The organism is Streptomyces sp. SP18BB07, assembly GCF_036322545.1.
Classification (GTDB): Bacteria; Actinomycetota; Actinomycetes; order Streptomycetales; family Streptomycetaceae; genus Streptomyces; species Streptomyces deccanensis.
In genome coordinates this window covers 167,282-191,546 of sequence record NZ_JAQYWT010000333.1, presented here as the reverse complement: position 1 = coordinate 191,546, position 24,265 = coordinate 167,282, and the positions used below count along the sequence as shown (strand labels likewise).

Annotated in this window: 19 protein-coding genes, 1 other RNA gene and 1 pseudogene; 15 read left to right on the top strand and 6 right to left on the bottom strand. The window is 70.7% G+C overall.

Going from position 1 to position 24,265, the window contains the following annotated elements; genetic code table 11:
* The first annotated feature begins 319 nt into the window (after positions 1–319).
* From PUR53_RS26515 to PUR53_RS26505, 3 genes are all read left to right on the top strand, one after another.
* On the top strand, positions 320–1,561 hold the full coding sequence (locus PUR53_RS26515; protein WP_329895319.1) for a serine/threonine-protein kinase: 1,242 nt from the start codon (positions 320–322) through the stop codon (positions 1,559–1,561).
* A 283-nt stretch (positions 1,562–1,844) separates the two neighbouring features.
* Complete coding sequence (prfB, locus tag PUR53_RS26510) at positions 1,845–2,948, top strand: peptide chain release factor 2 (protein ID WP_329895318.1); 1,104 nt, start codon at positions 1,845–1,847, stop codon at positions 2,946–2,948.
* A 308-nt stretch (positions 2,949–3,256) separates the two neighbouring features.
* Positions 3,257–4,183, top strand: a complete 927-nt coding sequence (locus PUR53_RS26505) for a hypothetical protein (RefSeq protein WP_329909851.1) — start codon at positions 3,257–3,259, stop codon at positions 4,181–4,183.
* 123 nt (positions 4,184–4,306) lie between these two features.
* Here PUR53_RS26505 and PUR53_RS26500 read toward each other — a convergent pair whose 3' ends face one another.
* Entirely contained in the window at positions 4,307–4,498 is a 192-nt protein-coding gene (locus tag PUR53_RS26500; protein ID WP_005486830.1) for a hypothetical protein, read from the bottom strand.
* A 242-nt stretch (positions 4,499–4,740) separates the two neighbouring features.
* Here PUR53_RS26500 and ftsE point away from each other — a divergent pair, with 242 nt between their 5' ends.
* From ftsE to ssrA, 5 genes are all read left to right on the top strand, one after another.
* Positions 4,741–5,430: a cell division ATP-binding protein FtsE gene (gene ftsE / locus PUR53_RS26495; protein WP_009320785.1), complete on the top strand. Its 690-nt coding sequence runs from the start codon at positions 4,741–4,743 to the stop codon at positions 5,428–5,430.
* Between the two features lie 34 nt (positions 5,431–5,464).
* The gene (gene ftsX / locus PUR53_RS26490; RefSeq protein ID WP_239754858.1) at positions 5,465–6,382 is read left to right on the top strand and encodes a permease-like cell division protein FtsX; all 918 of its coding nucleotides are present in this window, start codon (positions 5,465–5,467) and stop codon (positions 6,380–6,382) included.
* A gap of 68 nt (positions 6,383–6,450) precedes the next feature.
* Positions 6,451–7,650, top strand: coding sequence for a S41 family peptidase (locus tag PUR53_RS26485; RefSeq protein ID WP_329909849.1), 1,200 nt, complete (start codon positions 6,451–6,453; stop codon positions 7,648–7,650).
* A gap of 98 nt (positions 7,651–7,748) precedes the next feature.
* Positions 7,749–8,291 (top strand): SsrA-binding protein SmpB, encoded by a 543-nt coding sequence (smpB, locus tag PUR53_RS26480; protein ID WP_329895335.1) that lies wholly within the window; start codon positions 7,749–7,751, stop codon positions 8,289–8,291.
* Positions 8,292–8,390: 99 nt separating this feature from the next.
* Positions 8,391–8,777: a transfer-messenger RNA gene (gene ssrA, locus PUR53_RS26475) on the top strand.
* A gap of 55 nt (positions 8,778–8,832) precedes the next feature.
* On the opposite strand, the gene PUR53_RS26470 is transcribed toward ssrA, so the two are convergent.
* The 5 genes from PUR53_RS26470 to PUR53_RS26450 are packed head-to-tail and all read right to left on the bottom strand — an operon-like array spanning position 8,833 to position 15,224.
* The gene (locus PUR53_RS26470) at positions 8,833–9,846 is read right to left on the bottom strand and encodes a LacI family DNA-binding transcriptional regulator (RefSeq protein ID WP_329909847.1); all 1,014 of its coding nucleotides are present in this window, start codon (positions 9,844–9,846) and stop codon (positions 8,833–8,835) included.
* On the bottom strand, positions 9,843–12,128 hold the full coding sequence (gene yicI / locus PUR53_RS26465) for an alpha-xylosidase (protein ID WP_329909845.1): 2,286 nt from the start codon (positions 12,126–12,128) through the stop codon (positions 9,843–9,845). The genes PUR53_RS26470 and yicI overlap by 4 nt, the downstream gene beginning before the upstream one ends.
* A 26-nt stretch (positions 12,129–12,154) precedes the next feature.
* A complete protein-coding gene (locus PUR53_RS26460; RefSeq protein ID WP_329895313.1) occupies positions 12,155–12,979 on the bottom strand; it encodes a carbohydrate ABC transporter permease in 825 nt (274 codons plus the stop codon).
* The gene (locus PUR53_RS26455) at positions 12,976–13,929 is read right to left on the bottom strand and encodes a carbohydrate ABC transporter permease (RefSeq protein WP_329909843.1); all 954 of its coding nucleotides are present in this window, start codon (positions 13,927–13,929) and stop codon (positions 12,976–12,978) included. Before PUR53_RS26455 ends, PUR53_RS26460 begins: the two co-directional genes overlap by 4 nt.
* Entirely contained in the window at positions 13,926–15,224 is a 1,299-nt protein-coding gene (locus PUR53_RS26450; protein ID WP_329909841.1) for an ABC transporter substrate-binding protein, read from the bottom strand. Before PUR53_RS26450 ends, PUR53_RS26455 begins: the two co-directional genes overlap by 4 nt.
* A 274-nt stretch (positions 15,225–15,498) precedes the next feature.
* Between PUR53_RS26450 and PUR53_RS26445 the strand changes: the two are divergent.
* From PUR53_RS26445 to PUR53_RS26415, 7 genes and pseudogenes are all read left to right on the top strand, one after another.
* A pseudogene (locus PUR53_RS26445) lies at positions 15,499–16,290 on the top strand (LysR substrate-binding domain-containing protein); the annotation flags it as partial.
* Positions 16,291–16,450: 160 nt separating this feature from the next.
* Positions 16,451–17,434, top strand: coding sequence for a hypothetical protein (locus PUR53_RS26440; protein WP_329909839.1), 984 nt, complete (start codon positions 16,451–16,453; stop codon positions 17,432–17,434).
* Between the two features lie 206 nt (positions 17,435–17,640).
* Positions 17,641–19,743 (top strand): glycosyltransferase, encoded by a 2,103-nt coding sequence (locus PUR53_RS26435; protein ID WP_443080362.1) that lies wholly within the window; start codon positions 17,641–17,643, stop codon positions 19,741–19,743.
* Positions 19,740–20,981 carry an acyltransferase family protein gene (locus PUR53_RS26430; protein ID WP_329909837.1) on the top strand — a complete coding sequence of 414 codons (1,242 nt, stop codon included), beginning with the start codon at positions 19,740–19,742 and terminating at the stop codon, positions 20,979–20,981. Before PUR53_RS26435 ends, PUR53_RS26430 begins: the two co-directional genes overlap by 4 nt.
* Before the next feature lie 118 nt (positions 20,982–21,099).
* Positions 21,100–21,948 (top strand): hypothetical protein, encoded by an 849-nt coding sequence (locus PUR53_RS26425; protein ID WP_329895306.1) that lies wholly within the window; start codon positions 21,100–21,102, stop codon positions 21,946–21,948.
* Between the two features lie 186 nt (positions 21,949–22,134).
* Positions 22,135–22,545: a helix-turn-helix domain-containing protein gene (locus PUR53_RS26420; RefSeq protein ID WP_329895305.1), complete on the top strand. Its 411-nt coding sequence runs from the start codon at positions 22,135–22,137 to the stop codon at positions 22,543–22,545.
* Positions 22,546–22,732: 187 nt separating this feature from the next.
* Positions 22,733–24,136: a serine hydrolase domain-containing protein gene (locus tag PUR53_RS26415; RefSeq protein WP_329909836.1), complete on the top strand. Its 1,404-nt coding sequence runs from the start codon at positions 22,733–22,735 to the stop codon at positions 24,134–24,136.
* The last annotated feature ends 129 nt before the right edge of the window (positions 24,137–24,265 follow it).

Below are 24,265 nucleotides of genomic sequence, written 5' to 3'. Positions count from 1 at the left end.
GGTTTCGTCGGCGGGTGCGGCTCCGGTGGGGCTTCTCGCGCAGTTCCCCGCGCCCCTAAAAGACCAGGCCCTGCGGGCCTGAAAAGCACGGGGCGCAGCCCCTGCTTTTCAGGGGCGCGGGGAACTGCGCGATCAGCCCCCACGCACCCGCACTCGCCGACGCACCCAAGCTCCCCACCCCCATCCGCGCACCCCGCCCCCGACGGAGCCCCACGTTGGGGACTTGTCGACATCTGAGGGGTGATTTCCGCCTCGGCGGTGAAGGTTGGGTCCCCGGGCGCGTAGCTTTGTCGCCAACACGCGGCCTGTAGGAGCAGTCTTGGGACGGAAGATCGGAAGCCGGTACACCGCGAACCAGATTCTGGGGCGGGGCAGCGCCGGCACGGTGTGGCTGGGTGAGGGCCCGGAGGGCCCCGTCGCCATCAAGCTGCTGCGCGAGGACCTCTCCTCCGACCAGGAACTCGTCAGCCGCTTCGTGCAGGAGCGCACCGCGCTGCTGGGCCTCGACCACCCGAACGTGGTATCCGTCCGCGACCTCGTCGTCGACGGCAACGACCTCGCCCTCGTCATGGACCTCGTCCGGGGCACGGACCTGCGCACCCGCCTCGACCGGGAGCGGCGCATGGCCCCCGAGGCGGCGGTCGCCATAGTGGCCGACATCGCGGACGGCCTGGCGGCGGCGCACGCGGCCGGGGTCGTCCACCGGGACGTGAAGCCGGAGAACGTGCTGCTGGACATGCAGGGCCCGCTGGGCCCCGGCGGCGCGCACCCGGCCCTCCTCACCGACTTCGGCGTCGCCAAGCTGATCGACTCCCCGCGCCGCACCCGCGCCACGAAGATCATCGGTACGCCGGACTATCTCGCCCCCGAGATCGTCGAGGGCCTGCCGCCCCGCGCGGCCGTGGACATCTACGCCCTCGCGACCGTGCTGTACGAGCTGCTGGCCGGGTTCACCCCGTTCGGCGGCGGCCACCCCGGCGCGGTGCTGCGCCGCCACGTCACCGAGACCGTCGTCCCGCTGCCCGGCATCCCCGAGGAACTGTGGCAGCTGCTCGTGCAGTGCCTCGCCAAGGCGCCGGCCTCGCGGCTGCGGGCGTCGGAGCTGGCGGCACGGCTGCGGGAGCAGCTGCCGCTGCTGGCGGGGATGCCGCCGCTGGACGTCGACGAGCCGGGGACGGAGTCCGGCGAGGGGTACGAGGAGGAGCCGGCCGAGGCCGCCGCCGCGCCGCGTGAGCGGGTGCGGCGCGGGGCGGTGCCGCTGGTGCCGGGTGCCAAGCCGGACTCCAACCGGGACACCCATACGTCGATGCGGGTGCCGGGGCCGGACGAGCTGGCGGGGGGTGCGCGGGGGACGGCGCGGGTGCCCCGCCCGACGGGGGCGCCGCGTCCGGGCTCGGCGCGCAACCGGGGCAGCGCGGTGCGGCGGCGGCGGATCACCCTGGGGGCGGCGGCGGTGGCGTTGATCGCGGCGGTGGGGGTGGGGACGTGGGCGGCGACGTCGGGGGACGACGACGGGGGAGCGCCGACGGACACGAAGAATTCGGCGCCGGGGAGTCCGTGAGGGTGCCCTGTAGCTCGGGGCTGCGGGTGCGTCGGCGGGTGCGGCTCCGGTGGGGCTTCTCGCGCAGTTCCCCGCGCCCCTGAAAAGCAGGGGCTGCGCCCCGTGCTTTTCAGCCCGCAGCCCCGTCGCCTTTCACCCCGCCGGGCCGTGGTCTTTCAGGCCCGCAGGGCCTGATCTTTTGGGGGCGCGGGGAACTGCGCGAGAAGCCCCACGCACCCGCGGCGGAAGTACATGCCCCCGCCGCCCCGCATGGCTTGCCCGGCGGAGCCGTTACGCTGGGGGCGTGGCAGTCGTCGATGTATCCGAAGAGCTGAAGTCCCTCTCCTCGACCATGGAGTCGATCGAGGCCGTTTTGGACCTCGACAAGCTGAGGGCAGACATCGCCGTGCTCGAGGAGCAGGCGGCCGCGCCGTCCCTGTGGGACAACCCGGACGAGGCGCAGAAGATCACCAGCAAGCTCTCCCACCTCCAGGCCGAGGTCAGGAAGGCGGAGGCGCTGCGCGGTCGCATCGACGACCTCGGTGTCCTCTTCGAGATGGCCGAGGAGGAGGACGACCCGGACACCCGCGCCGAGGCCGAGTCGGAGCTGGTCTCCGTCCGCAAGGCGCTGGACGAGATGGAGGTCCGTACCCTCCTGTCCGGCGAGTACGACGCCCGTGAGGCCCTGGTCAACATCCGCGCCGAGGCCGGTGGCGTCGACGCCGCCGACTTCGCCGAGAAGCTCCAGCGGATGTACCTGCGCTGGGCGGAGCAGAAGGGCTACAAGACCGAGGTGTACGAGACCTCGTACGCGGAGGAGGCGGGCATCAAGTCCACCACCTTCGCCGTGCAGGTGCCGTACGCCTACGGCACGCTCTCCGTCGAGCAGGGCACCCACCGGCTGGTCCGTATCTCGCCCTTCGACAACCAGGGCCGGCGCCAGACCTCCTTCGCCGGTGTCGAGGTCCTGCCCGTGGTCGAGCAGACCGACCACATCGAGATCGACGAGTCCGAGCTGCGTGTGGACGTCTACCGCTCCTCCGGCCCCGGCGGCCAGGGCGTCAACACCACCGACTCCGCGGTCCGGTTGACCCACCTCCCCACCGGCATCGTCGTCTCCTGCCAGAACGAGCGGTCGCAGATCCAGAACAAGGCCACCGCCATGAACGTTCTCCAGGCGAAGCTGCTGGAGCGGCAGCGCCAGGAGGAGCGGGCCAAGATGGACGCCCTCAAGGACGGCGGCAGTTCGTGGGGCAACCAGATGCGTTCGTACGTCCTGCACCCGTACCAGATGGTCAAGGACCTCCGCACCGAGTACGAAGTCGGTAACCCCGAGGCCGTGTTCAATGGCGAGATCGAGGGCTTCCTGGAGGCCGGAATTCGCTGGCGCAAGCAGCAGGAGAAGTAGGCCCGCCGAATTCAGCGCTTTGTCGACAAGGCAACTGCCTTCCCTCGGGAGGTAGTTGCCTTGTCTGTGTGGGGATGTCTGGGTCTTACGTCACACTCACATGTTATTGACGAGGTCAAATGCGGTGAACGGGACATCGCGTACGCAACGACCTTGACGTTGCTGGGAAAACTGGGAAGGTTGGCGTATGGCATGCGCATTACTGGGGCGCATGTGAACCGGGGGACTTCGAACCAACCGACTGCTCCCGTTGATCGCGGCCCCGGGCGCTGCTCCATTTACTGATAGCTACTGGGGGTAGCAGCCATATGACGAAGAAGACGCGGATCCGTGTGGCGCGAATAGCCGCCGGTGCCGTGATCGCCGCCGGCGCGTCGCTGACCGCCGCGGGCGCCGCTTCCGCGCTGGACCTCGGTGTCGGCGTCAATGTCAGCACCGACGACGGAGGTTCCCTCGGGGCCGGCGTCTCGGTCCAGACCGGCAACGACACCGAGGGCAACACCAACGTCGGTGCGACCACGGGTGAGACCACCGGTGAGACCACGACCGGTGAGACCACCGCCGGCACGACCGGCACGACCGGCGCGGTCAGCACGACGGGCACCATCGGTACGTCCGGCACGACCGGCGAGACCGGCACCACGGGCACCACCGGCACCACCGGTACCACGGGGACGACTGGTACCACCGGCACGACCGGCACCACGGGGACGACCGGCACCACGGGGACGACCGGCACCACCGGCACCACGGGCGCCACGGGCACCACGGGTACGACGGGCACCACCGGTACCAGCGGCTCCACCTCGAACGGAACGTCCAACGGGACGTCCAACGGCACCTCCGGCGGTTCCACCTCGAACGGGACGTCCAACGGCACCTCGGGCGGTTCCACCTCCAACGGGACCTCCGGCGGCTCCACCGACGGCGGCTCGACCTCCGGCGGCACCGACGGCGGTTCCTCCGTCTCCGGCGGCTCCACCGACGGCGGCTCCACCTCCGGTGGGACCGACACCGACGGTGGCAACGACGAGGTCGTTCAGCAGGAGGGCTCCTCGGCCCTCACCGACACCGGCTCGGAGACCGAGGCCCAGGGCGCCGGCACCGGCGAGCTGGCCGAGACGGGTGCCGCGGAGACCACGTTCCTGCTGGTCGGCGCCGCCACGATGATCGTCGGCGGTATCGGCTTCCGTCTGCTGCCGCGCCTGATGGTCGGCCGCGGCGCGGCCGCCTGACCGTAGACGGTCGGGCACAGCACCGCATACGTACGACGAAGGCCCGGGGCAGCCAGCCCCGGGCCTTCGTCGTACGTCGTGATACGTCCTGCTCCCGCGCACGCCTGCGGCGGCGTGGCGTCCCTATGCCGTCTGGTGCGCCAGCAGCGCCACGGCCGCTATGAGGATCGCCAGGAGGGCGATCAGGGTCATGGGGCTCAGGCTCGCGAAGGGGTTCTCCTGCTGGAGTCGCTCGCGGCTGGCCCGGCACACATGGCAACGGCCCTCGGCGACGGGGGACGCGCAGTTCGCGCACACCAACCGGTCGTACGTCATGCGCCTCGCCCTCCTTGCAATGGCCTCACACATACCTCAACGCTTCGCGGAGCCGGACCGTTCCTCTACACCACTGTGCCAGGTTCCGCCGGAGGTTGCGCGGGCGCCTACGAAAGGGGCTGGTACCCGTGGTCGCGCGGCTGCGGGTCGGTGGGGGCTTGTCGCGCAGTTCCCCGCGCCCCTTACGGGGCCGGGGACGGTACAGTCTCGTCCATCCATTCCCGACGGCTTGTGGTGCATCCGTGATCCGATTCGACAACGTGTCCAAGGTCTACCCCAAGCAGACCCGCCCCGCACTCAGGGATGTCTCCCTGGAGGTGGAGAAGGGCGAGTTCGTGTTCCTCGTGGGCTCCTCCGGCTCCGGAAAGTCCACGTTCCTGCGGCTGATCCTCCGGGAGGAGCGGTGCAGCCAGGGGCAGGTGCACGTCCTGGGCAAGGACCTCGCGCGCCTGTCCAACTGGAAGGTGCCGCAGATGCGCCGCCAGCTGGGGACGGTGTTCCAGGACTTCCGGCTGCTGCCGAACAAGACGGTCGGCGAGAACGTCGCCTTCGCGCAGGAGGTCATCGGCAAGTCGCGCGGCGAGATCCGCAAGTCCGTGCCGCAGGTGCTGGAACTGGTCGGCCTCGGCGGCAAGGAGGAGCGGATGCCGGGCGAGCTGTCGGGTGGTGAGCAGCAGCGCGTGGCCATCGCGCGGGCCTTCGTGAACCGGCCCAAGCTCCTCATCGCGGACGAGCCCACCGGCAACCTCGACCCGCAGACCTCCGTCGGCATCATGAAGCTGCTCGACCGCATCAACCGGACGGGCACCACCGTGGTGATGGCGACCCACGACCAGAACATCGTGGACCAGATGCGCAAGCGCGTCATCGAGCTGGAGAAGGGCCGCCTCGTCCGCGACCAGGCACGCGGCGTCTACGGCTACCAGCACTGACCGCCCCCGTCCACGAAAGGCTCAGCGAGACGCCATGCAGGCCCAGTTCGTCCTGTCGGAGATCGGTGTCGGTCTCCGCCGCAATCTCACGATGACCTTCGCGGTCATCGTCTCCGTCGCCCTCTCCCTCGCCCTGTTCGGCGGCTCGCTGCTGATGAGCGACCAGGTCAGCCAGATGAAGGGCTACTGGTACGACAAGGTCAACGTGTCGATCTTCCTCTGCAACAAGAGCGACGCGGAGTCCGACCCCAACTGCGCCAAGGGCGCCGTCACGACCGAGCAGAAGAACCAGATCAAGTCCGACCTGGACAAGATGGCGGTCGTCGACAACGTCGCCCACGAGTCGCAGGACGAGGCGTACAAGCACTACAAGGAGCAGTTCGGCGACTCCCCGCTGGCCAGCAGCCTCACCCCGGACCAGATGCAGGAGTCGTACCGCATCAAGCTGAAGGACCCGGAGAAGTACCAGGTCATCGCGAGCGCCTTCAACGGCCGTGACGGTGTGCAGTCGGTGCAGGACCAGAAGGGCATCCTGGACAACCTCTTCAAGCTCCTCGGCTACCTGAACCTCGCGGCGCGCGGTGTGATGGCGGTCATGCTGGTCGTGGCGCTGCTGCTGATCGTCAACACCGTGCGTGTCTCGGCGTTCAGCCGTCGTCGTGAGATCGGGATCATGCGGCTGGTGGGCGCCTCGGGCTTCTACATCCAGGCGCCGTTCATCATGGAGGCGGCGGTCGCCGGTGTCATCGGCGGAGTGATCGCCTGTGTCTTCCTGGGCCTGGGCCAGTACTTCGTGATCGACAACGGGGTGGCGCTGTCCCAGAACCTGCCGTTGATCAATTTCGTCGGCTGGGACGCGGTCCTCGTGAAGCTGCCGCTCATCCTCACGGTGAGCTTCCTGATGCCGGCGTTGGCCGCGTTCGTCGCGCTGCGCAAGTACCTGAAGGTGTGACGCACGCCCCTGGGGGCCGTACCGGCAAGGGCCGGTGCGGCCCTTCGCGTTGTCCTAGACTCGCCGACATGTCAGGCCGCGACCTGTTCTGCCAGCCCCGCCGCGTCGGCCGCGGGGCCGCCCTGACATTGGTCTTCGCGAGTGTGCTCGCCACGGGCGCCGCGACCGGCTCCTTCGACGCCCCGGGCCGTGGGACCACGGCCGTCGCGAACCCCTCCCTCTCCGCCCCGGCCGACCGGGAGCAGGACGTCGCCGACGCCGCGGCGGAGGCCATGGCCGAGGGCAAGTCCCCCGTGGAGGCCGCCGAGCGCGCCGTCAGCCGCAGCGGCGACCGGTGGGGCGCGGTCTACTCCGAGGGCGAGTACGAGCAGTTCGAGGAGGCCCTCGACGGCGAGTACACCGGCGTCGGCCTCTGGACCCGGCTGGAGCGCGACGGCCGCGTCGAGGTGACCCGGGTGCAGGACGGCTCGCCCGCCGCCCGCGCCGGGATCCGCGCGGGCGACCGTCTCCTGAGCGTCGACGGCGAGAAGGTCGACGGCCGCCCGGTCACCGAGGTCGTCTCCTTACTCCGCGGCGACGCGATCGACGAGGGCACCGGGAGCACCGGCACCCCCGAGAGCGCGGCCGCCGGCACGAAGGTGGAACTGGCGCTGGAGCGCGCCGGCCGGACCTGGTCCGCGACCCTGCGCCGGGCCCGCCTCTCCACCGAGGACGTGACCGTGAGCCGCACCGCCGGCGGGGCGAGGGTCATCACGGTCGACGCGTTCACCAAGGGCTCCGGCGATCTCGTACGAGCCGCCGTCGAGCAGGGCGCCGACGCCGCCGGCTTCGTCCTCGACCTCCGTGGCAACTCCGGCGGTCTGGTCTCCGAGGCCGTCACCGCCGCCTCCGCCTTCCTCGACGGGGGCCTCGTCGCCACGTACGACGTCAAGGGCAGGCAGCGGGCCCTGCACGCCGAACCCGGCGGCGACACCACCAGACCCCTGGTCGCGCTCGTCGACGGCGGCACGATGAGCGCGGCCGAGCTGCTCACCGGAGCCCTCCAGGACCGGGGACGCGCGGTGGTCGTGGGCTCCCGCACCTTCGGCAAGGGCTCGGTGCAGATGCCGAGCCGCCTCCCCGACGGCTCCGTCGCCGAACTGACCGTCGGCCACTACCGCACCCCCTCCGGCCGGGGCGTCGACGGCCGGGGCATCACCCCCGACCTCGAAGCGGACGAGGACGCCCTGCGGCGGGCCGAGACGGTGCTGAGCGGTCTCGGGCAGTGAGCCACCCCCGTTGACCGTGGTCGCTGATCGCGCCCGTTAATCGGCTTCCCCCGCACCCCCTGTGTGGTGCGAAAATGGACGGCACTATGAGCAAGGGAATGTACGTACCGAAGGAGTCCCAGCCCAAGCAGGGCGGGACGGCCGCCAAAGCCAGGGACGGCGAGAAGGGCGGCAAGAAGAAGATCGTCGCCCAGAACAAGAAGGCCCGGCACGACTACGCGATCATCGACACCTACGAGGCCGGTCTCGTCCTCATGGGCACCGAGGTCAAGTCGCTGCGCGAGGGCCGGACGTCACTGGCCGACGGCTTCGTCCAGATCGACCGGGGTGAGGCGTGGCTGCACAACGCGCACATCCCCGAGTACCACCAGGGCAGCTGGACCAACCACTCCGCGCGCCGCAAGCGGAAGCTGCTGCTGCACCGCGAGGAGATCGACAAGCTGGAGTCCAAGGCGCAGGAGACGGGCCACACGATCGTGCCCCTCGCCCTGTACTTCAAGGACGGCCGGGCCAAGGCCGAGATCGCGCTCGCGCGAGGCAAGAAGGAGTACGACAAGCGGCAGACGCTGCGGGAGAAGCAGGACCGGCGGGAGTCGGACCGGGCGATCGCGGCGGCGAAGCGGAAGCAGCGGGGCCAGTAGGGCGAGGCCGCCGGGAATACGGTGGCACGCCCTCCCGTTGGTCACGTACGATGGTGTCAACACCGGCCGCGGCCGGTGTGAGCATTGAAAACAAAACATGGGGATGATCGGTTTCGACAGCGGCTGTTGAGGCAGGGGAAGCGTGTCGAGGAAGCGGCAATGATCTCGTTAACCATATGTCGCAACCAATAATCGCCAACACCAAGCGCGATTCCCAGACCTTCGCTCTCGCTGCCTAATAAGCAGTGATCGAAGGCCCTAATGGGTGTCAGCCCGGGAGTGTTCCCGGCCCGGATCCTGGCATAATCTAGGGAACTAAACCATTGAGCCCGGTCACGGGGTTCGATGGGAAATCAAACAGTGACTGAGCCCGTCGGCGACTTGTTCGCGTGATCGCCGGGGCTGAGAAAATCACAGCGAACTGCACACGGAGAAGCCCTGATTTAGCACCGTTGGACGCGGGTTCGATTCCCGCCATCTCCACAATTCCCATGTGGGCGAAAGCCCCGCTGCGCCACAGCAGCGGGGCTTTCGTCATGTCTCAGGCGGTCACCCGGCGGGCCGTGCTCGCCCGGACGGTCAGTCGGGGCGGGAGCAGGGTGGCCTCGGGGACGGGCGTGCCGGAGAGCTTCCGCATCAGCAGGGCCACCGCCTGTTGACCCACCTCGGCCGCCGGGATGGCGATCGAGGTGACGGGCACCGGGAGGCCTGCGGCGACGTCGTCCGGGCAGAGGGCCGTGATCGAGAGGTCGGTGGGGATCCGCAGGCCGAGGTGCTCGAACGCGTCGACCAGGGGTTCCAGGACCGCCTCGTTGTGGATCACCACGCCGGTGAGGGCCGGTTGTTCGCGCAGGAGGCGTTCCGCGACCGTGCGGGCCGCCGCCGGGGTCGCCTCGCAGGGGTGGACCGTGGACGCCATGCCGTTGCGGGTGGCCGCCGCGGTGAAGCCCTGGACGACACGCTGCGCGAAGGACGTCTGGCGGACGTACACCTCGGGCGGGGAACCGATCAGGCCGACCACCCGGTGGCCCAGACCGGCCAGATGCTCCACACACAGCTCGCCCGCCGTCCTGAAGTCCAGGTCGATGCAGGTCAGACCGGAGGGGTCGGCGGGAAAGCCGATCAGGACCGAGGGGCGGTCCAGCGTGCGCAGCAACGGCAGCCTCGGGTCGTGGAGTTGGACGTCCATCACGATCAACGCGTCCACCAGGGCCGAGTCCGCCACCCGCAGCAGGCCCTCCTCGCCCTCCTCCTGCGTCAACAGCAGGACGTCGTGGTCGTGTTGGCGGGCCGTCGTGACCGCCGAGACGGCGAACCGCATGACCACCGGCACATGGATCCCGGCCCGTAACGGCACCACCATCGCCAGCACGTTCGACTTGCTGCTGGCCAGGGCGCGGGCACCCGCGTGCGGGCGGTAGCCGAGCTCGCGGATGGACGCCTCGACCCGCGCCCGTGTCTCCGCCGAGATCGGGCGTTTGCCGCTCAGCGCGTACGAGACGGTGCTCGGGGACACGCCCGCGTGGCGGGCCACGTCCGTGATCTTCACCGTCACATCGTCCTCGTTCCCGGGGGAGCGGACTCCCCGTCCAGATCCATCGTCAGGAACCCCGTGCCCGCCTCCGCCCGGACCTCGCGCCCGTGCGCCGCCAGACCCCAGGGCGCCCTCGGGTCGGCGCAGGACGCCCGCAGCACGTTCCCCTCCCGTACGACGGTGAACGTCACCCCGCCCACCGGGACCGTCACCCGGTCGCCGTGGTCGAGGCCGTACGCGCGCAGGGTGACCCCGTCGGCGTGGTCGTAGTCCGGGCGGTCCGCCGTCGCGCCGACCGGGACGACCGCGCCCGGACGGACCAGGAGGGGCACGCTTCTGAAGTCGTGGCGTTCGCGGACCCAGCGGGGGCCGGTGACCGTGCCGCCGTCCGGGAAGCGGGTCCAGGTGCCCTCGGGGACGTAGTACGTGACGTCGCCCTCGTCGCTGAAGACGGGTGCCACGAGGAGGTCGGGGCCGAGCATGTACTGGCGTTCCAGATGTGCGCAGCCAGGGTCGTCCGGGAACTCCAGCACCATCGCCCGCATCATCGGCACCCCCTCGGTGTGGGCGGTGCGCGCGGCCTCGTACAGGTAGGGCATGAGGCTCAGCTTGAGGCGGGTGAACGTGCGGAGCACGTCGACCGATTCGTCGTCGAAGAGCCAGGGGACCCGGTACGACGACGAGCCGTGCAGCCGGCTGTGGGAGGAGAGCAGGCCGAAGGCGATCCAGCGTTTGAACAGGGCCGGTGAGGGGGTGCCCTCGAAGCCGCCGATGTCGTGGCTCCAGTAGCCGAAGCCCGACAGGCCCAGCGACAGGCCGCCCCGCAGGGACTCGGCCATCGACTCGTACGTGGACTCGCAGTCGCCGCCCCAGTGGACGGGGAATCGCTGGCCGCCGACCGTCGCCGAGCGGGCGAAGAGGACCGACTCGCCCTCGCCCCGGTGTTTGCGCAGGACGTCGAAGACGGTGCGGTTGTAGAGGTGGGTGTAGTAGTTGTGCATCCGCTCCGGGTCCGAGCCGTCGGACCAGGTCACGTCCAGGGGCACCCGCTCGCCGAAGTCAGTCTTGAAGCAGTCGACGCCCTGGGCGAGCAGCGCCTCCAGCTTCGACGCGTACCACTCGCGGGCCGCCGGACTGGTGAAGTCGACCAGCGCCATACCGGGCTGCCACAGGTCCCACTGCCAGACGCTGCCGTCCGGCCGGCGCAGGAGGTGGCCGAGGGCCTTGCCCTCCGCGAAGAGCGGGGAGCGCTGGGCGATGTAGGGGTTGATCCAGACGCTGATCCTGAGGCCCCGGCGTTTGAGGCGGGCCAGCATGCCCTCCGGGTCGGGGAAGACCCGGGGGTCCCACTCGAAGTCGCACCACTGGAACTCGCGCATCCAGAAGCAGTCGAAGTGGAAGACGGACAGCGGCAGCCGGCGCTCCCGCATGCCCTCGATGAACGAGGTCACCGTCTCCTCGTCGTAGGAGGTGGTGAACGAGGTCGACAGCCACAGGCCGAACGACCAGGCGGGCGGGAGGGCCGGGCGGCCGGTGAGGGCCGTGTACTTGCGGAGGATGTCCTTGGGGGTGGGGCCGTAGATGACGTAGTACGTGAGCTGCTGGGTCTCCGCGCTGAACTGGACCCTCGACACCACCTCCGAGGCGACCTCGAAGGACACCTTGCCGGGGTGGTCGACGAAGACGCCGTAGCCCGCGTCGGTGAGATAGAACGGCACGTTCTTGTAGGCCTGCTCGGTGGCCGTGCCGCCGTCGGCGTTCCAGATGTCCACGACCTGGCCGTTCTTGACCAGCGGGCCGAAGCGTTCGCCGAGGCCGTAGACGGAGGTGCCGACACCCAGGTTGAGCTGCTCGCGGAGGTAGTGGGCGCCGGACGCCTCGCGCATGATGCCCATCGACTTGGCGCCGCTGGAGGTGAGCGTGCGGCCGTGGGCGAGGAAGTCGACCTGCCAGGGGCCGCCGCGCGCGATACGGACCGACAGCTCTCCGGCGGTGAGGGTGGCGTGCTCGTCGTCGTAGGAGGTGTGCGGGGTGAACTCCTCGGTCGTCAGCTCGAATCGGGGGCCGCGTGGCTGTTCGCCCTCGAAGTGGGTGAACGTGACACCGATGACGTCGGGCATCGGGGCGTGGGCGCTGATCGTCACGACCGGTCCCTTCAGCAGGTCGCCGCGATGGCGGACGGGCTGGGTCGGGGCGTGCAGCTCCAGGGCGCCGCCGTCCGTGGCGGTGACGTCGAGCACCTGCGCCGGGTACGCGGCGGTGACTCCCTCGCGGAGCAGCCAGTAGCCGTCGGTGAACTTCATGTGGGGCGATCTCCTTACGTCACGGCCTACTTCACGGCTCCCACGGCGATGCCCCGGGTGAGCGTGCGCTGGAAGAGGAGGAAGAACACGAGGGCGGGGAGCAGCCCGAGCAGGGCGGCCGCGTTGGTCATCGTGGCGTCCATGAGGCGCTGGCCCTGGAGGACGCCGAGGGCCACGGACACGGTCTGGTTGTCGTTGGAGATCAGCATGACCAGGGGGAGCAGGAACTCGTTCCAGGTCCAGATGAAGAAGAAGACCAGGAGCACGCCCAGGGTGGGGCGGCTCACGGGGACGACGATCCGCCACAGCACCTGCCACTTGGTCGCGCCGTCGATCCGGGCCGCCTCGACGATCTCGCGGGGGAACTGCCCGAGGACCGAGGCGAGGAGGTAGGTGCCGAAGGCCGCCTGGATCACCGTGAAGACGATGATCACGCTGAGCCTGGTGTCGTAGAGGCCGACCTCCTTGCTCAGGTAGTAGACCGGGTAGACCAGCGCCTCCTGCGGGAGCACGTTCGCGAGGACGAAGAAGGCGAGGACCCAGGTCCGGCCCCTGACGCGGCCGATGCCGATCGCGTACGCGTTCAGGACGGACAGGACCACGGCGAGCACCGCCACCGAGCCGCTGATCAGCACTGAGTTGACGAGTTTCCGGCCGAAGTCGACGCGCTCCCAGAAGTCCCGCACGCCGTCCGTGTAGAAGCCCTCGGGGAGGCTGAGCGGGCCGTTCTGGGCGTACTCCGCAGGGGACTTGACCGCGTTCAGCGTGACGATCAGGAACGGCACGATCATGAACAGGGCCGCGACGCACAGGGCGATCAGCACCGGGTAGCGGCGCAGGGCGGTGGTCATCGGTCGGTCCTCTCCTGGAGCTTCAGGCCGACCAGGGCCAGGGCGAGGACGAGCACGGTCAGGACGGTGGAGATCGCCGCGCCGTAGCCGACCTGGGTCTTCTCGAAGAACGTGGTGAAGGAGAAGTACGACGGCACGTCCGTCGCGCCGCCGGGGCCGCCCTTGGTCAGGACGTACACCGCGCCGAACACCTTCAGCGCGGCGATCGTGCACCAGAGGAGGACCACGTGGATCTCGGGCCGGATCTGCGGCAGCGTGATGTGCAGGAAGCGGCGCCACCAGCCGGCGCCGTCCAGCTCGGCCGCCTCGTACAGCGCCGGGTCGACGCGTTGCAGGCCCGCCATGAAGACCACCAGCGGGAAGCCGAGCTGCACCCACACCATCACGGCCATGACGGTGTAGAGGGCGAGGTCCGGGTCGCCGAGCCAGTCCTGCTGCCAGCCGCCGAGCCCGACCGCCTTCAGCAGCTCGTTCAGGGAGCCGTTCTCCGGGGCGAGGATCCAGCTCCAGACAATGCCGGCGACCGCGATCGGCAGCACCTGTGGGAGGTAGAAGCAGGCGCGCAGTACGGCGGTGACCCGGCCGCCGAAGTGCTTGCCGACGAAGTCGAACAGGGCGGCGGCCAGGACCAGCCCGAGCGCGGTCGGCACGGCGGCCATGGCGACCACCATGAACAGGCTGTGCCGGAACGACGCCCAGAAGTCCTCGTCGCTGATCAGCTCCCGGTAGTTGGCGAGACCGGACCACTCGGGGCTGCCCACCCCCTGCCAGTCGGTGAAGCTCACCCCCGTGTTCATCAGGAACGGGACGACGACGACGGCGAGGAACGCGAGGGCGCCCGGGAGGAGGAACAGGGCGTAGGAGTCACCGGGGCGGCGCGGCCGGTGGCGCGCGCGGCCGGCCCGGCGCTCCGCACCGGCCGCCGCCCCCCGCTCGACGGTCACCGTCATCGCTTCGGCGCGTCCTTCTCGTACGCCTCCCCGATGGCGTCCAGATAGGCGTCCGGGTCCGTGCTGCCGGTGATCAGTTTCTGGGTCTCGGAGACGAGGACGTCGTAGAAGCCGGCGACGGGCCAGTCGGGGTAGAAGGCCAGAGCGTCCTTCTCGGCGAGGGCGTTGAAGTCGGCGATCAGCTCCTTGGCCCGCGGGTCGGTGATGGCGTCCGGGTCGGCGGCCACCGGGACCCCGCCCTTGTCGCCCAGCAGGTTCTGGATCTTCTCCGACATGGTGATGTCGATGAAGTCGTAGGCGAGTTCCTTGTTCTTCGCGCCCTCGGGGACGACCCAGAGGTTGCCGCCCGAGCCGAGCGTGAGGTCGGTGCCGGGCCACGGGAAGGTGCCCCAGTCGAACTGGTTCTCCGCCTGGAAGCGGCCGTACCACCAGCTGCCCGAGAACAGGATCGGCGCCTTGCCCTGGATGAACGAGACGCCCGCGTCCTCGGACTTCGTGCCCGTCGACTTCTCGCTGATGTACCCCTTCTCCACCCAGTCGGCGAAGGTCCGCGCCCCGTACGTCCACGCGGCGTCGTGGAAGTCCACCTCGCCCCGGTACAGCTCGAAGGCGTCGACCCAGGCGCGGTCCGCCTTGCTCAGCGCCAGCTGGTACAGGTACTGCTGCGCCATGTACTCGGCGCCCGCGTTGGCCAGCGGGGTGATGCCCGCCTTCACGAACTTGTCCATGGCAGCGGTGAGTTCGGCGAGCGTGGTCGGCTCGTCGATGCCGTGCTCGGCGAAGAGGTCCTTGTTGTAGAAGACCATCGTGTACTCGGCGTAGTTCGGCACGCCGTACCACTTGCCGGAGCCCATGACCCCGTCCTCGTCGTACTGGCTGGTGGTACGGACCCCCGCGCCGATCTTCTTGTCCCAGCCGCGCGCGGTGACCTCCGGGGTGAGGTCGGTCAGCAGGCCCTGCTGGGAGAGGAGCCCGGCCGTCGCGTTGCCCTTGTTGTACTCCATCAGGTCCGGCGCGTCGGAGGAGTTGAGGACCATCGGGGCGGTCTTGCGGATCTGTTCGAAGCCCTTCTCCTCGAACTCGACCTCGACGCCCGGATGGGTCTTCTCGAACTCCTCGATCGCCGCGTTCCAGGCCACGCCCATCGCGCTGTCGGGGCCCTCGTAGTGCCAGAGGCGGAGCGTTTTCCCGTCCCCGCCACCGCCGCCGTCCGAACCGCCGCAGGAGGCCAGGAGCAGGGCCCCGCTCAGAGCCGCCGCCGCGACCGCCGTCATACGCCTTCGTGCCGCCCACATCCCGCGCCTCCAGGGGAGTCGGATGGATCTCGGACTCGGATGGTTCGTCGGACTCGGATGGATCGTCGGACTCGTGGATCGTCGAACGGTGTAGTCGAATCGCTTCGACGAGTGACGTCGAAGCGCTTCGACGGAAGGTAAGGGCGGGCTCAGAGCGCGTCAATGGGTGAGAGGGAATTCGGCCGGATCACCGCGATCAGCAGGGCCAGGGCCGCCGCGGCCACCGGCACCGCGAAGCCGGCCGTGTCCGAGGCCGGGCCGGTGCCCGCCGCCGGTGGCGTTGACGGCGGACGGGGAGCGGCTGGTGCCCCACGCGCGGCGGGTGGTGGACGCGCAGGAGGAACTGGTGGCCGCGTTCCGGCAGGTGCGGCCCCTCCTGGTGGACCTCAACTCGCCGGGGCTGGCCACCGGGGCGCGGGTGCTGCGGCGGGCTCGGGAACTCGCCCCGGAGCTGGAGCTGATGGCCCGCTACGAGAGCGGACTGACGTACGCGGCCGCCGAGATCCTCGCGGGGCGGCTGGACGTGTCGTTCGGGAGGTTCGCGGGGCTCGAACCGGCGGTGCGGGCGCGGCTCGCCCAGCAGCCGGTGCGGTACGCGCCGATGACGGTGATCCTGCCCGAGGACCACCGGCTGGCCGCGCTGGACGCCGTACCGCTGGCGGAACTCGCGGGCGAGCGGGTGTACGCGGGGGCCGGCAACCCCCGTACGCGGGAGTGGACGGACCTGGCGACGCGGCTGTTCGAGGGGCGGGGGATCGAGGTCGCGGCGCCCGCCCCGCTGGCCGTGGGGGAGGAGGAGTTCCAGCGGATCATGGCCAAGACCAGGTCACCGGTGCTGGCGGTGGTGGACTTCCCGCCCATGCCGGGCACGGTCGCGCGGCCGCTCGTCGACCCCGTACCGCTGTCGCCCGTCTCGCTGGTGTGGCGCGAGGGGCTCAACCATCCGGGGCTGGACGCGTTGCGGCGGGCCGCCGCCGAGCTGGCGCGGGCGGAAGTATGGCTGTCACATCCGGAGGACGGGTGGATTCCGCCCACAGATGCACTCATCATGATGACCTTCGCCTGACGTCACACACATACACATCTTTCCCGCCCATACATTCGTTGGCCCGGGTGCGTGTGATGGGTGGGGCGCCCCGGATCGGGTGGGGGCCCGGTCCGGTACAGAAAAGTGCGACAGTCCGGCATCGACCACGCGCTCGGAACGATCCCGTGGGGGGAAGTGCGTGCACGTCGACAACTGGCCCAAGGGCATTCAGCCGAAGCGGACCGAGGGTGAGGGCCCGGGTCCGGGCCGTGGTGGTAGTGACAGCGGTGCGTCGGACGAGGTGGTCTGGCCCGACGCCGCCGGCAGAACGGGAGCGGTCTCCCAGGTGGAGGCGGCGCCCTGGGAGCGGCCCGACCAGCCCGGGCGCAACCACGATCCGCACGAGGTGACCGTCCAACTCGACGGTGTCGGGCGCGAGGTGGAGGAAGGAACCGGCAAGCACGCCGGGAAGAACGGGGACGCGGCGGGTGCCGGCCAGGACTCCGACGGGCCCGTCTTCGTCGACGAGTCGGGGCGGCGCCGGAACCTCTACCGGCGCCTCGGCATCGCCGTCGGCACCGCCTGCGCCGCGTACGCCGTGGTCATCGTCGGCACCCTGGTGTCGGGCAACTCCGACGCGCCCTGGCTGCCGGTGCCGATGCAGAAGGACGACAAGCCGGCGGGCAAGGTGGACACACCTCCGCGGCCGGCCGAGTCGGACGACCGGGCCGACACGGCGGACGGTTTCGTACCGGACTCCGGTCCGGGCGGCGGCCGCGCGGGAGCGACGGTCTCGCCCGGCGGCAAGTCGCCGACCGGCGCGGCGGGCCGGGCGAAGCGGCCGGAGTCGTCCGCCGGCGCCGAGCCCTCGGCCGAGCCCAGCGCCGGAGTGGTGCCCCGGCCGAAGCCGAGCGCCAGCGCCAAGGACCCCGAGCCGTCCCCCTCCGCCTCCGAGCCGCCGAAGGTCGACCCCAGCCCCTCGGGCTCGCCGTCGCCCTCGCCCTCGGACACCACCGACCCCGGCCCCGCCCCGGGCGGCGGCACGGACACCGTCGCCGGCGGTCCGGCCTCCCCGGCGCCCGTCGAGCCGGCCCCGGCGACCTCGGACGGCTCACAGAGCCCGCAGGAGCCGGCGAGCCCGCAGGACCCGCAGGGCCCGCAGAACCCGGAGACACCCGCCTGATGACCCGCTCCCAGCGCGGCGGCACGCCCTCGCGTGCCGCCCAGCGCCCCACCCGCTCATCACCGTCCTCGAACGCAGGTTCGGGTGATCCCGTCAACACCACCGGGAACGGCTCCGCGAAGCGTGCGCGCAAGAGCCCGAAGAAGCGTTCCGGGCGGCGGGTGCCGCTGCGTCATCTGCTGCCCTGTGTGCTGCTCCTCGCCCTGATGGCCATGCTCATGCTGCGCGGATACGTGCACAGCGAGATCCTCGCGGACCACCGGGTCCGGCCGCCCGTCTCGAACGACCGGGTACCGAAGGACATACTGAAGGGCGGGCCCGTCATCGACACCCGCTCGGAACGCCGGCGCAGCCTGGACGTCCCCGACTACGAACTGGTCCTGACGTTCGACGACGGGCCGGACCCCCGGTGGACCCCCAAGGTCCTCGACATGCTGAGGAAGCACGACGCCAAGGCCGTCTTCTTCATCACCGGCACCATGGCCTCCCGCTACCCCGACCTGGTCCAGCGCATGGTCGACGAGGGCCACGAGATCGGGCTGCACACCTTCAACCACCCGGACCTCTCGCTCCAGAGCAAGGACCGCATCGACTGGGAGCTCTCCCAGAACCAGCTGGCGCTCGCGGGCGCCGCCGGCATCCGCACCTCGCTGTTCCGGCCGCCGTACTCGTCGTTCTCGGAGCGCATGGACAACCGGACCTGGCCGGTGACGCAGTACATCGGCAGCCGCGGCTACATCACCGTCGTCAGCGACACCGACAGCCAGGACTGGAAGCGGCCGGGGGTCGCCGAGATCATCCGCCGATCCACGCCCGAGCGCGGCGAGGGCGCGGTCGTGCTGATGCACGACTCCGGCGGCGACCGCTCGCAGACCGTCGCCGCGCTGGACCGCTACATCCCGCAGCTGCAGGTCAAGGGCTACAAGTTCGACACCCTGACCGGCGCCCTGAGGGCCCCCAGCGCCCACACCCCGGTCACCGGCCTCGGCCTGGCGAAGGGCAAGGTCTGGGTCACCCTGGTGCAGGTCTCGGAGAAGACCACGAGCGTCCTCGTCGTCGCCCTCGCGGTCGTCGGCGTCCTCGTCCTTGCCCGCTTCGGGCTGATGCTGATCCTGTCGATCGCGCACGCCCGCAAGGTCCGCCGCCGCGGCTTCCGCTGGGGCCCGGACGGGCCGGTCACGGAACCCGTCTCGGTGCTCGTCCCGGCGTACAACGAGGCCAAGTGCATCGAGAAGACGGTCCGTTCCCTGGTGGCGAGCGACCACCCCATCGAGGTGCTCGTCATCGACGACGGCTCCAGCGACGGCACGGCCGGCATCGTCGAGGAACTCGGCAAGGACCTGCCGGGCGTCCGCGTCGTACGGCAGCTCAACGCGGGCAAGCCCGCCGCCCTCAACCGGGGCATCGCCAACGCCCGGCACGAGATCATCGTCATGATGGACGGCGACACGGTCTTCGAACCGTCCACCGTCCGCGAACTGGTCCAGCCCTTCGCCGACCCCCGCGTCGGCGCGGTCGCGGGCAACGCCAAGGTCGGCAACCGGGACACCCTCATCGGCGCCTGGCAGCACATCGAGTACGTGATGGGCTTCAACCTCGACCGCCGGATGTACGACATCCTGCGCTGCATGCCGACGATCCCCGGCGCGGTCGGGGCGTTCCGCCGCACGGCCCTCGAACGCGTCGGCGGGATGAGCGAGGACACCCTCGCCGAGGACACCGACATCACCATGGCCATGCACCGCGACGGCTGGCACGTCGTCTACGCCGAGAACGCGCGCGCCTGGACCGAGGCCCCGGAATCCGTCCAGCAGTTGTGGTCCCAGCGCTACCGCTGGTCGTACGGCACCATGCAGGCGATCTGGAAGCACCGGGGCTCGCTCTTCGACCGGGGCCCCTCCGGCCGCTTCGGCCGCGTGGGCCTGCCGCTGGTGTCCCTCTTCATGGTCGTGGCGCCCCTGCTGGCCCCGCTCATCGACGTGTTCCTGCTCTACGGGCTGATCTTCGGGCCCACGGAGAAGACGATCGGCGCCTGGCTGGGCGTGCTGGCCGTCCAGGTGGTCTGCGCCGCCCTCGCGTTCCACCTCGACAAGGAGCGTATGACCCACCTGATCTCCCTCCCGCTCCAGCAGCTCCTCTACCGCCAGCTCATGTACGTCGTCCTGCTGCAGTCGTGGATCACAGCGCTGACCGGCGGCCGGCTGCGCTGGCAGAAGCTGCGGCGGACGGGGGCCGTGGGGCTGCCCGGCGCGCCCACGGAGGGGGCCGTGCCCCAGCAGCAGTCGGGTGAGCGGAGGCCGGTCGGATGAGCACCCTCGCACACGGCTCCACGCCGCCCGATTCCTCGCCGCCCGGTTCATCGCCGCCCGGCTCCGCCGCGCCGGGCGTGCCCCCGCAGGCCGGCGCGGGACCGCAGGAGTCACCCGCCCGTGCCCCGGGCCGGGACCGCTACTTCGACCTCCTGCGGGCCCTCGCCCTCTTCCGGGTGGTGCTCTACCACCTCACCGGCTGGGCCTGGCTGCCGCTCCTCTTCCCCTCCATGGGCGTGATGTTCGCCCTCGCCGGCAACCTCATGGCGCGCTCGCTGAAGCGCCCGGCCCTGGGAGTCGTCCGGGGCCGCCTGCGCCGACTGCTGCCGCCGGTCTGGCTCCTGGGGGTCGTCGGCGTGACGGGGATGGTGGCCCAGGGCTGGGGGCCGGACGCGGACGGGCACCCCGCCTGGTGGTGGTTCCACCTCACGTTCTGGATCCTCCCGATCAGCGACCCGCCGTACGCCGAGGGCCTCCCCGGAGTCCACGGCCTCATCGGCGCCGACTGGGCCGGGGAACTCGCCGGCCCGCTCTGGTACGTCCGCGCCTACCTCTGGTACGTCGTCCTCTCCCCGCTGCTGCTACGCGCGCTGCGGGCGGTGCCGGCGGTGACGGTCCTCGCGCCGATCGCGCTGGCCGGGGTGTTCGAACTGGGTCTGCTGGAACTGCCGGGCGAGCGGTTCTCCTCGGGACTGACGGACTTCAGCACCTTCGGCGCCTGCTGGATCCTCGGCATGGCCCACCAGGAGGGCATCCTCGCGCGCCTCCCGCGCTACCTCGTCCCCTCGGTGGCCCCGGTGGTCGCCCTGACCGGCCTCTGGTACGCCCTGAACCACGGCTTCGGCACCGGCAACGACCTGGACAGCATGCCGTTCGCCCAGGCGCTCTGGTCCGTCGGCACGGTGGCGCTGCTGCTGCACATCAGCCCGTCGTGGCAGGAGTGGCCGGACCGGCTGCGCCGCTGGGACGGGCTGATCACCCTCCTCAACTCCCGTGCGGTGACGATCTACCTCTGGCACAACACCTGCATCCTGATCGCCGCGACCCAGTGGGACCGGCTGTGGAACGTGGTGTTCCTCGAACAGAACACCCCCTGGCTGCTGGAGAGCGTCTGGCCCGTGCTGGGCGTGACGTGGCTGCTGATCGCCGTCTGCGTGGTCGCCTTCGGCTGGGCGGAGGACCTGGCGGCCGGGCGCAGGCCGCGGTGGTGGCCGACGGGTCGTGTACTGACCCGGTAACCAACCGGGATACGCACTTGCGTACGACTGACCTGGTGTTGGATGTTGGGCTCGCTTGAGGCAGGTGTTCCTCGCACTGCTCGCCTCGTCGAAGCGACTCAAGGAGTGACACCCGCCGATGACCCAGCCTCCCGGCCAGCCGCCCTACGACGGTTACGGAGCCCAGCCGCCGCAGCAGCCGTACCCGGGCTCGTACCCGCCTCCGGGCCAGGTGCCGGGCCAGCCGCCGAACCCGTACGCGACGGCTCCGCAGCAGCCGTACGGGACGGGCGGGCAGCCGCCGTACGGCCCCGGCGGTCAGCCTCCGTACGGGGCGCCGGGGGCTCCGGGTGCGCCTGGGGCGCCGAACTACGGTCCCCAGTACGGGGGTTACCCGCCGCCGCCCCCGCCCTCCGGTGGTAGCGGTGGCAAAGTCGCGCTGATCATCGTGGCCGTCGTGGCGGCGCTCGCGGTGATCGGCGGGGGAGTCTTCCTCCTGACCGCCGACGGGGACGACGACACCACGGCCAAGCCCGAGCAGAGCGTCTCGGCCACGGAGACCGGCTCCGCGACCCCGACGGACGAGGCCACGGGGGAGGACGCCGGCGACGAGGGCACCGGAACGCCCGACGGCGGTCTGGACGACGGCGGCTCGACCACCGCGCCCGCCAAGGGCGTCGAGGGCCAGTGGCAGGACGACCAGGCCCGGACCCTGACCATCGGCGCCGAGCAGACCAGCGGTGACGGCAAGGGCCAGCACCCGCTCTCCTACATAGACATGGTCGGCGGCAAGGGCATCATGACCGGCGTCGGCGCCTACCGGGACGAGAACAACTTCCGGATGGCCCTGACCCCCATGGCCTCGAAGGACGTCAGCGACGAGGACGTCACCTTCGCCACGGTCCGCCGCTCCGGCGACGAGGTGATCATCACCTGGGAGAAGGGCGGCACGGACCGACTCGGCTATGTGGGTGAGTCGACGAGCTGACGCGCCGGGGTACGTCGGTGGGGGTGGGCCGGAATTGGTGGCCCACCCCCACCGCTGTGTTCGGGGCAACCAAGTGGTGGGGCGGCGGCGACTGAGGGGGAAGGCGGGTCGCGCCGTGCGTCGGCCAGAGGCTGGTTCGGGGCCGGTTCGAGTGCGAGGTGGGAGGCCGGAGGAGGAGCGTCCACGATGAGGGGCGATGGCGAGCACATCGACGAGTTCGCGGCCTGGATGGAGGGCCTCATACGGGCGCGCGGCTACGACATCGACAGCCCGCGCGGTGGTGGCAAGACCCGGCTGGCCGAGGAGGCGGGGGTGCACCGGGCGGCCATCACCCGGCTGTTGCAACGGCGGAGCATGCCCGACCTGGAGACGATGCGCGGTCTGTCCCGGGCCCTCGGCGTCCCGCTGCGCGACGTCCTGATCCGCTCGGGCAAGCTGACCGAACAGGACCTGCCCCAGGCCCCGGCCCCGGCGCCCGAGACCGGCCCGCTCTCCCCAGAGCAGGCGGCGTCCGCCCTGGGCATCCCGGAACACCGCAGGACGGCCTTCATCCAACTCACCGAACGACTCAGACAGCCCCCGCCTCCCGCTTCCTGACCTCCCCTTCTCCGGAACTCTCCCGAGCCCGCCTCAAGGCCGCACGGCAGCCGCGCCGTGCGGCCTTGCGCATGCCCACGCTGGAACATCGTTCCGAGCTTGCGAACACTGTGCGCAATGCGTACGGTGTTCCATGTCGCCGCGCAGCACAGCGACAGCCCCTCACCACGCTCCCGGAGGACACGTCATGTCTCAGCCCACCGCCACCACCCCCGCCACCACCCCCGCCCCCTCCCTCGACCTCGACCACTGGCAGCGTCGGCTCGACACCCTCCGCGCCGCCCACGACGTGCCCGGCGCGAGCCTCGCCTTCGTCGTCGGCGGGGAGGTCCACGAACTCGCGAGCGGCGTGCTGAGCCGCGCGACCGGCGTGGAGGCCACCCCCGACTCCGTCTTCCAGCTCGGCTCGATCGCGAAGGTCTACACCGCCGCCCTCGTCATGCAGCTGGTGGAGTCCGGCGAACTCGACCTCGACGTCCCGGTGGTGAAGGTGCTGCCGGAGTTCGCGACCGTCGACCCGGCAGCCACCGAAGTCATCACGCCCCGCATGCTGCTCTCCCACACCAGCGGCCTGACCTGCGACTTCCACATCGACACCGGGCGCGGCGACGACGCGATCGCCCGGTACGTCGAGGCCGCGAAGGGCGTGGCGATGGACTGCCCGCCGGGCACGGCGGTGTCGTACAGCGGCATCGGCTACGTCGTCCTCGGCCGCATCGTCGAGGTGCTGACCGGGCTGACCTGGGACCAGGCGCTCAAGGAGCGGGTGTTCGCCCCGCTCGGCCTGACGCACTCCATGACCCTGCCGGAGGAGGCGCTGCCGTTCCGCGCGGCGATGGGCCACATGGCGGGCGAGGACGGAACGCAGATCCCGGCACCGGTCTGGGACCTGATGCCGCGCGCGGCCGGACCGGGCGCCCGCGTGCTCGCCACCGCCGGCGACGTCGTCCGGTACGCGAAGGCACACCTCGACGGAGGCGCCGGCATCCTCCGCCCCGAGACCGTGACGGCCATGCAGAACCGGGAGACCGACGTCCCCGACAAGTGGACGGTCAGCGCCGACGGCTGGGGTCTCGGCTGGACCCTGTACGACTGGGACGGCGTCCCGGGCTACGGCCACGACGGCGCCGCGACCGGCCAGTACGCCTTCCTCCGCGTGGTGCCCACCGAGGGTGTCGCCGTCGCGTTGCTCACCAACGGCGGCGCCTCCCGCCTCCTCTACGCCGACCTGCTGCGCGAGTTGCTGGCCGAGCTGGCCGGGATCACGCTGCCCGCCCCGTTCGCCCCGCCCGCCGAGCCGCCCACCGTCGACATCACGCCCTGGACCGGTACGTACAAGAGGGAGGGAGTAGTCATCACGATCGGCGAGAGGAACAGCACACCGCACCTCACGTACGCCTTCGTGGACGGCATGGTCGGCTATTCGCCGGACCTGGAGATGGAGCTCGTGCCCCTGTCGGAGACGGTGTTCGCCGGGGCGGGCGGCGGCGCCTCGTTCGCGGAGGACTGGATGCCTGTGGTCTTCGCCACGCTGAGCGACGGCACCCGATGCGCCTACATTGGCATGAGGGCCGCGCCGAAAGTGGCGTGACCACCAGGTATCCGCCAGGTATCCACCCGGTATGACGCCCTGCTCACCGATTCCTCACCGGCCGGGCGACCCGCTCGTGAGAGCAAAGTTCCTTTCCGGTCACCCAGTGCCACAGCCAGGAAACGCGCC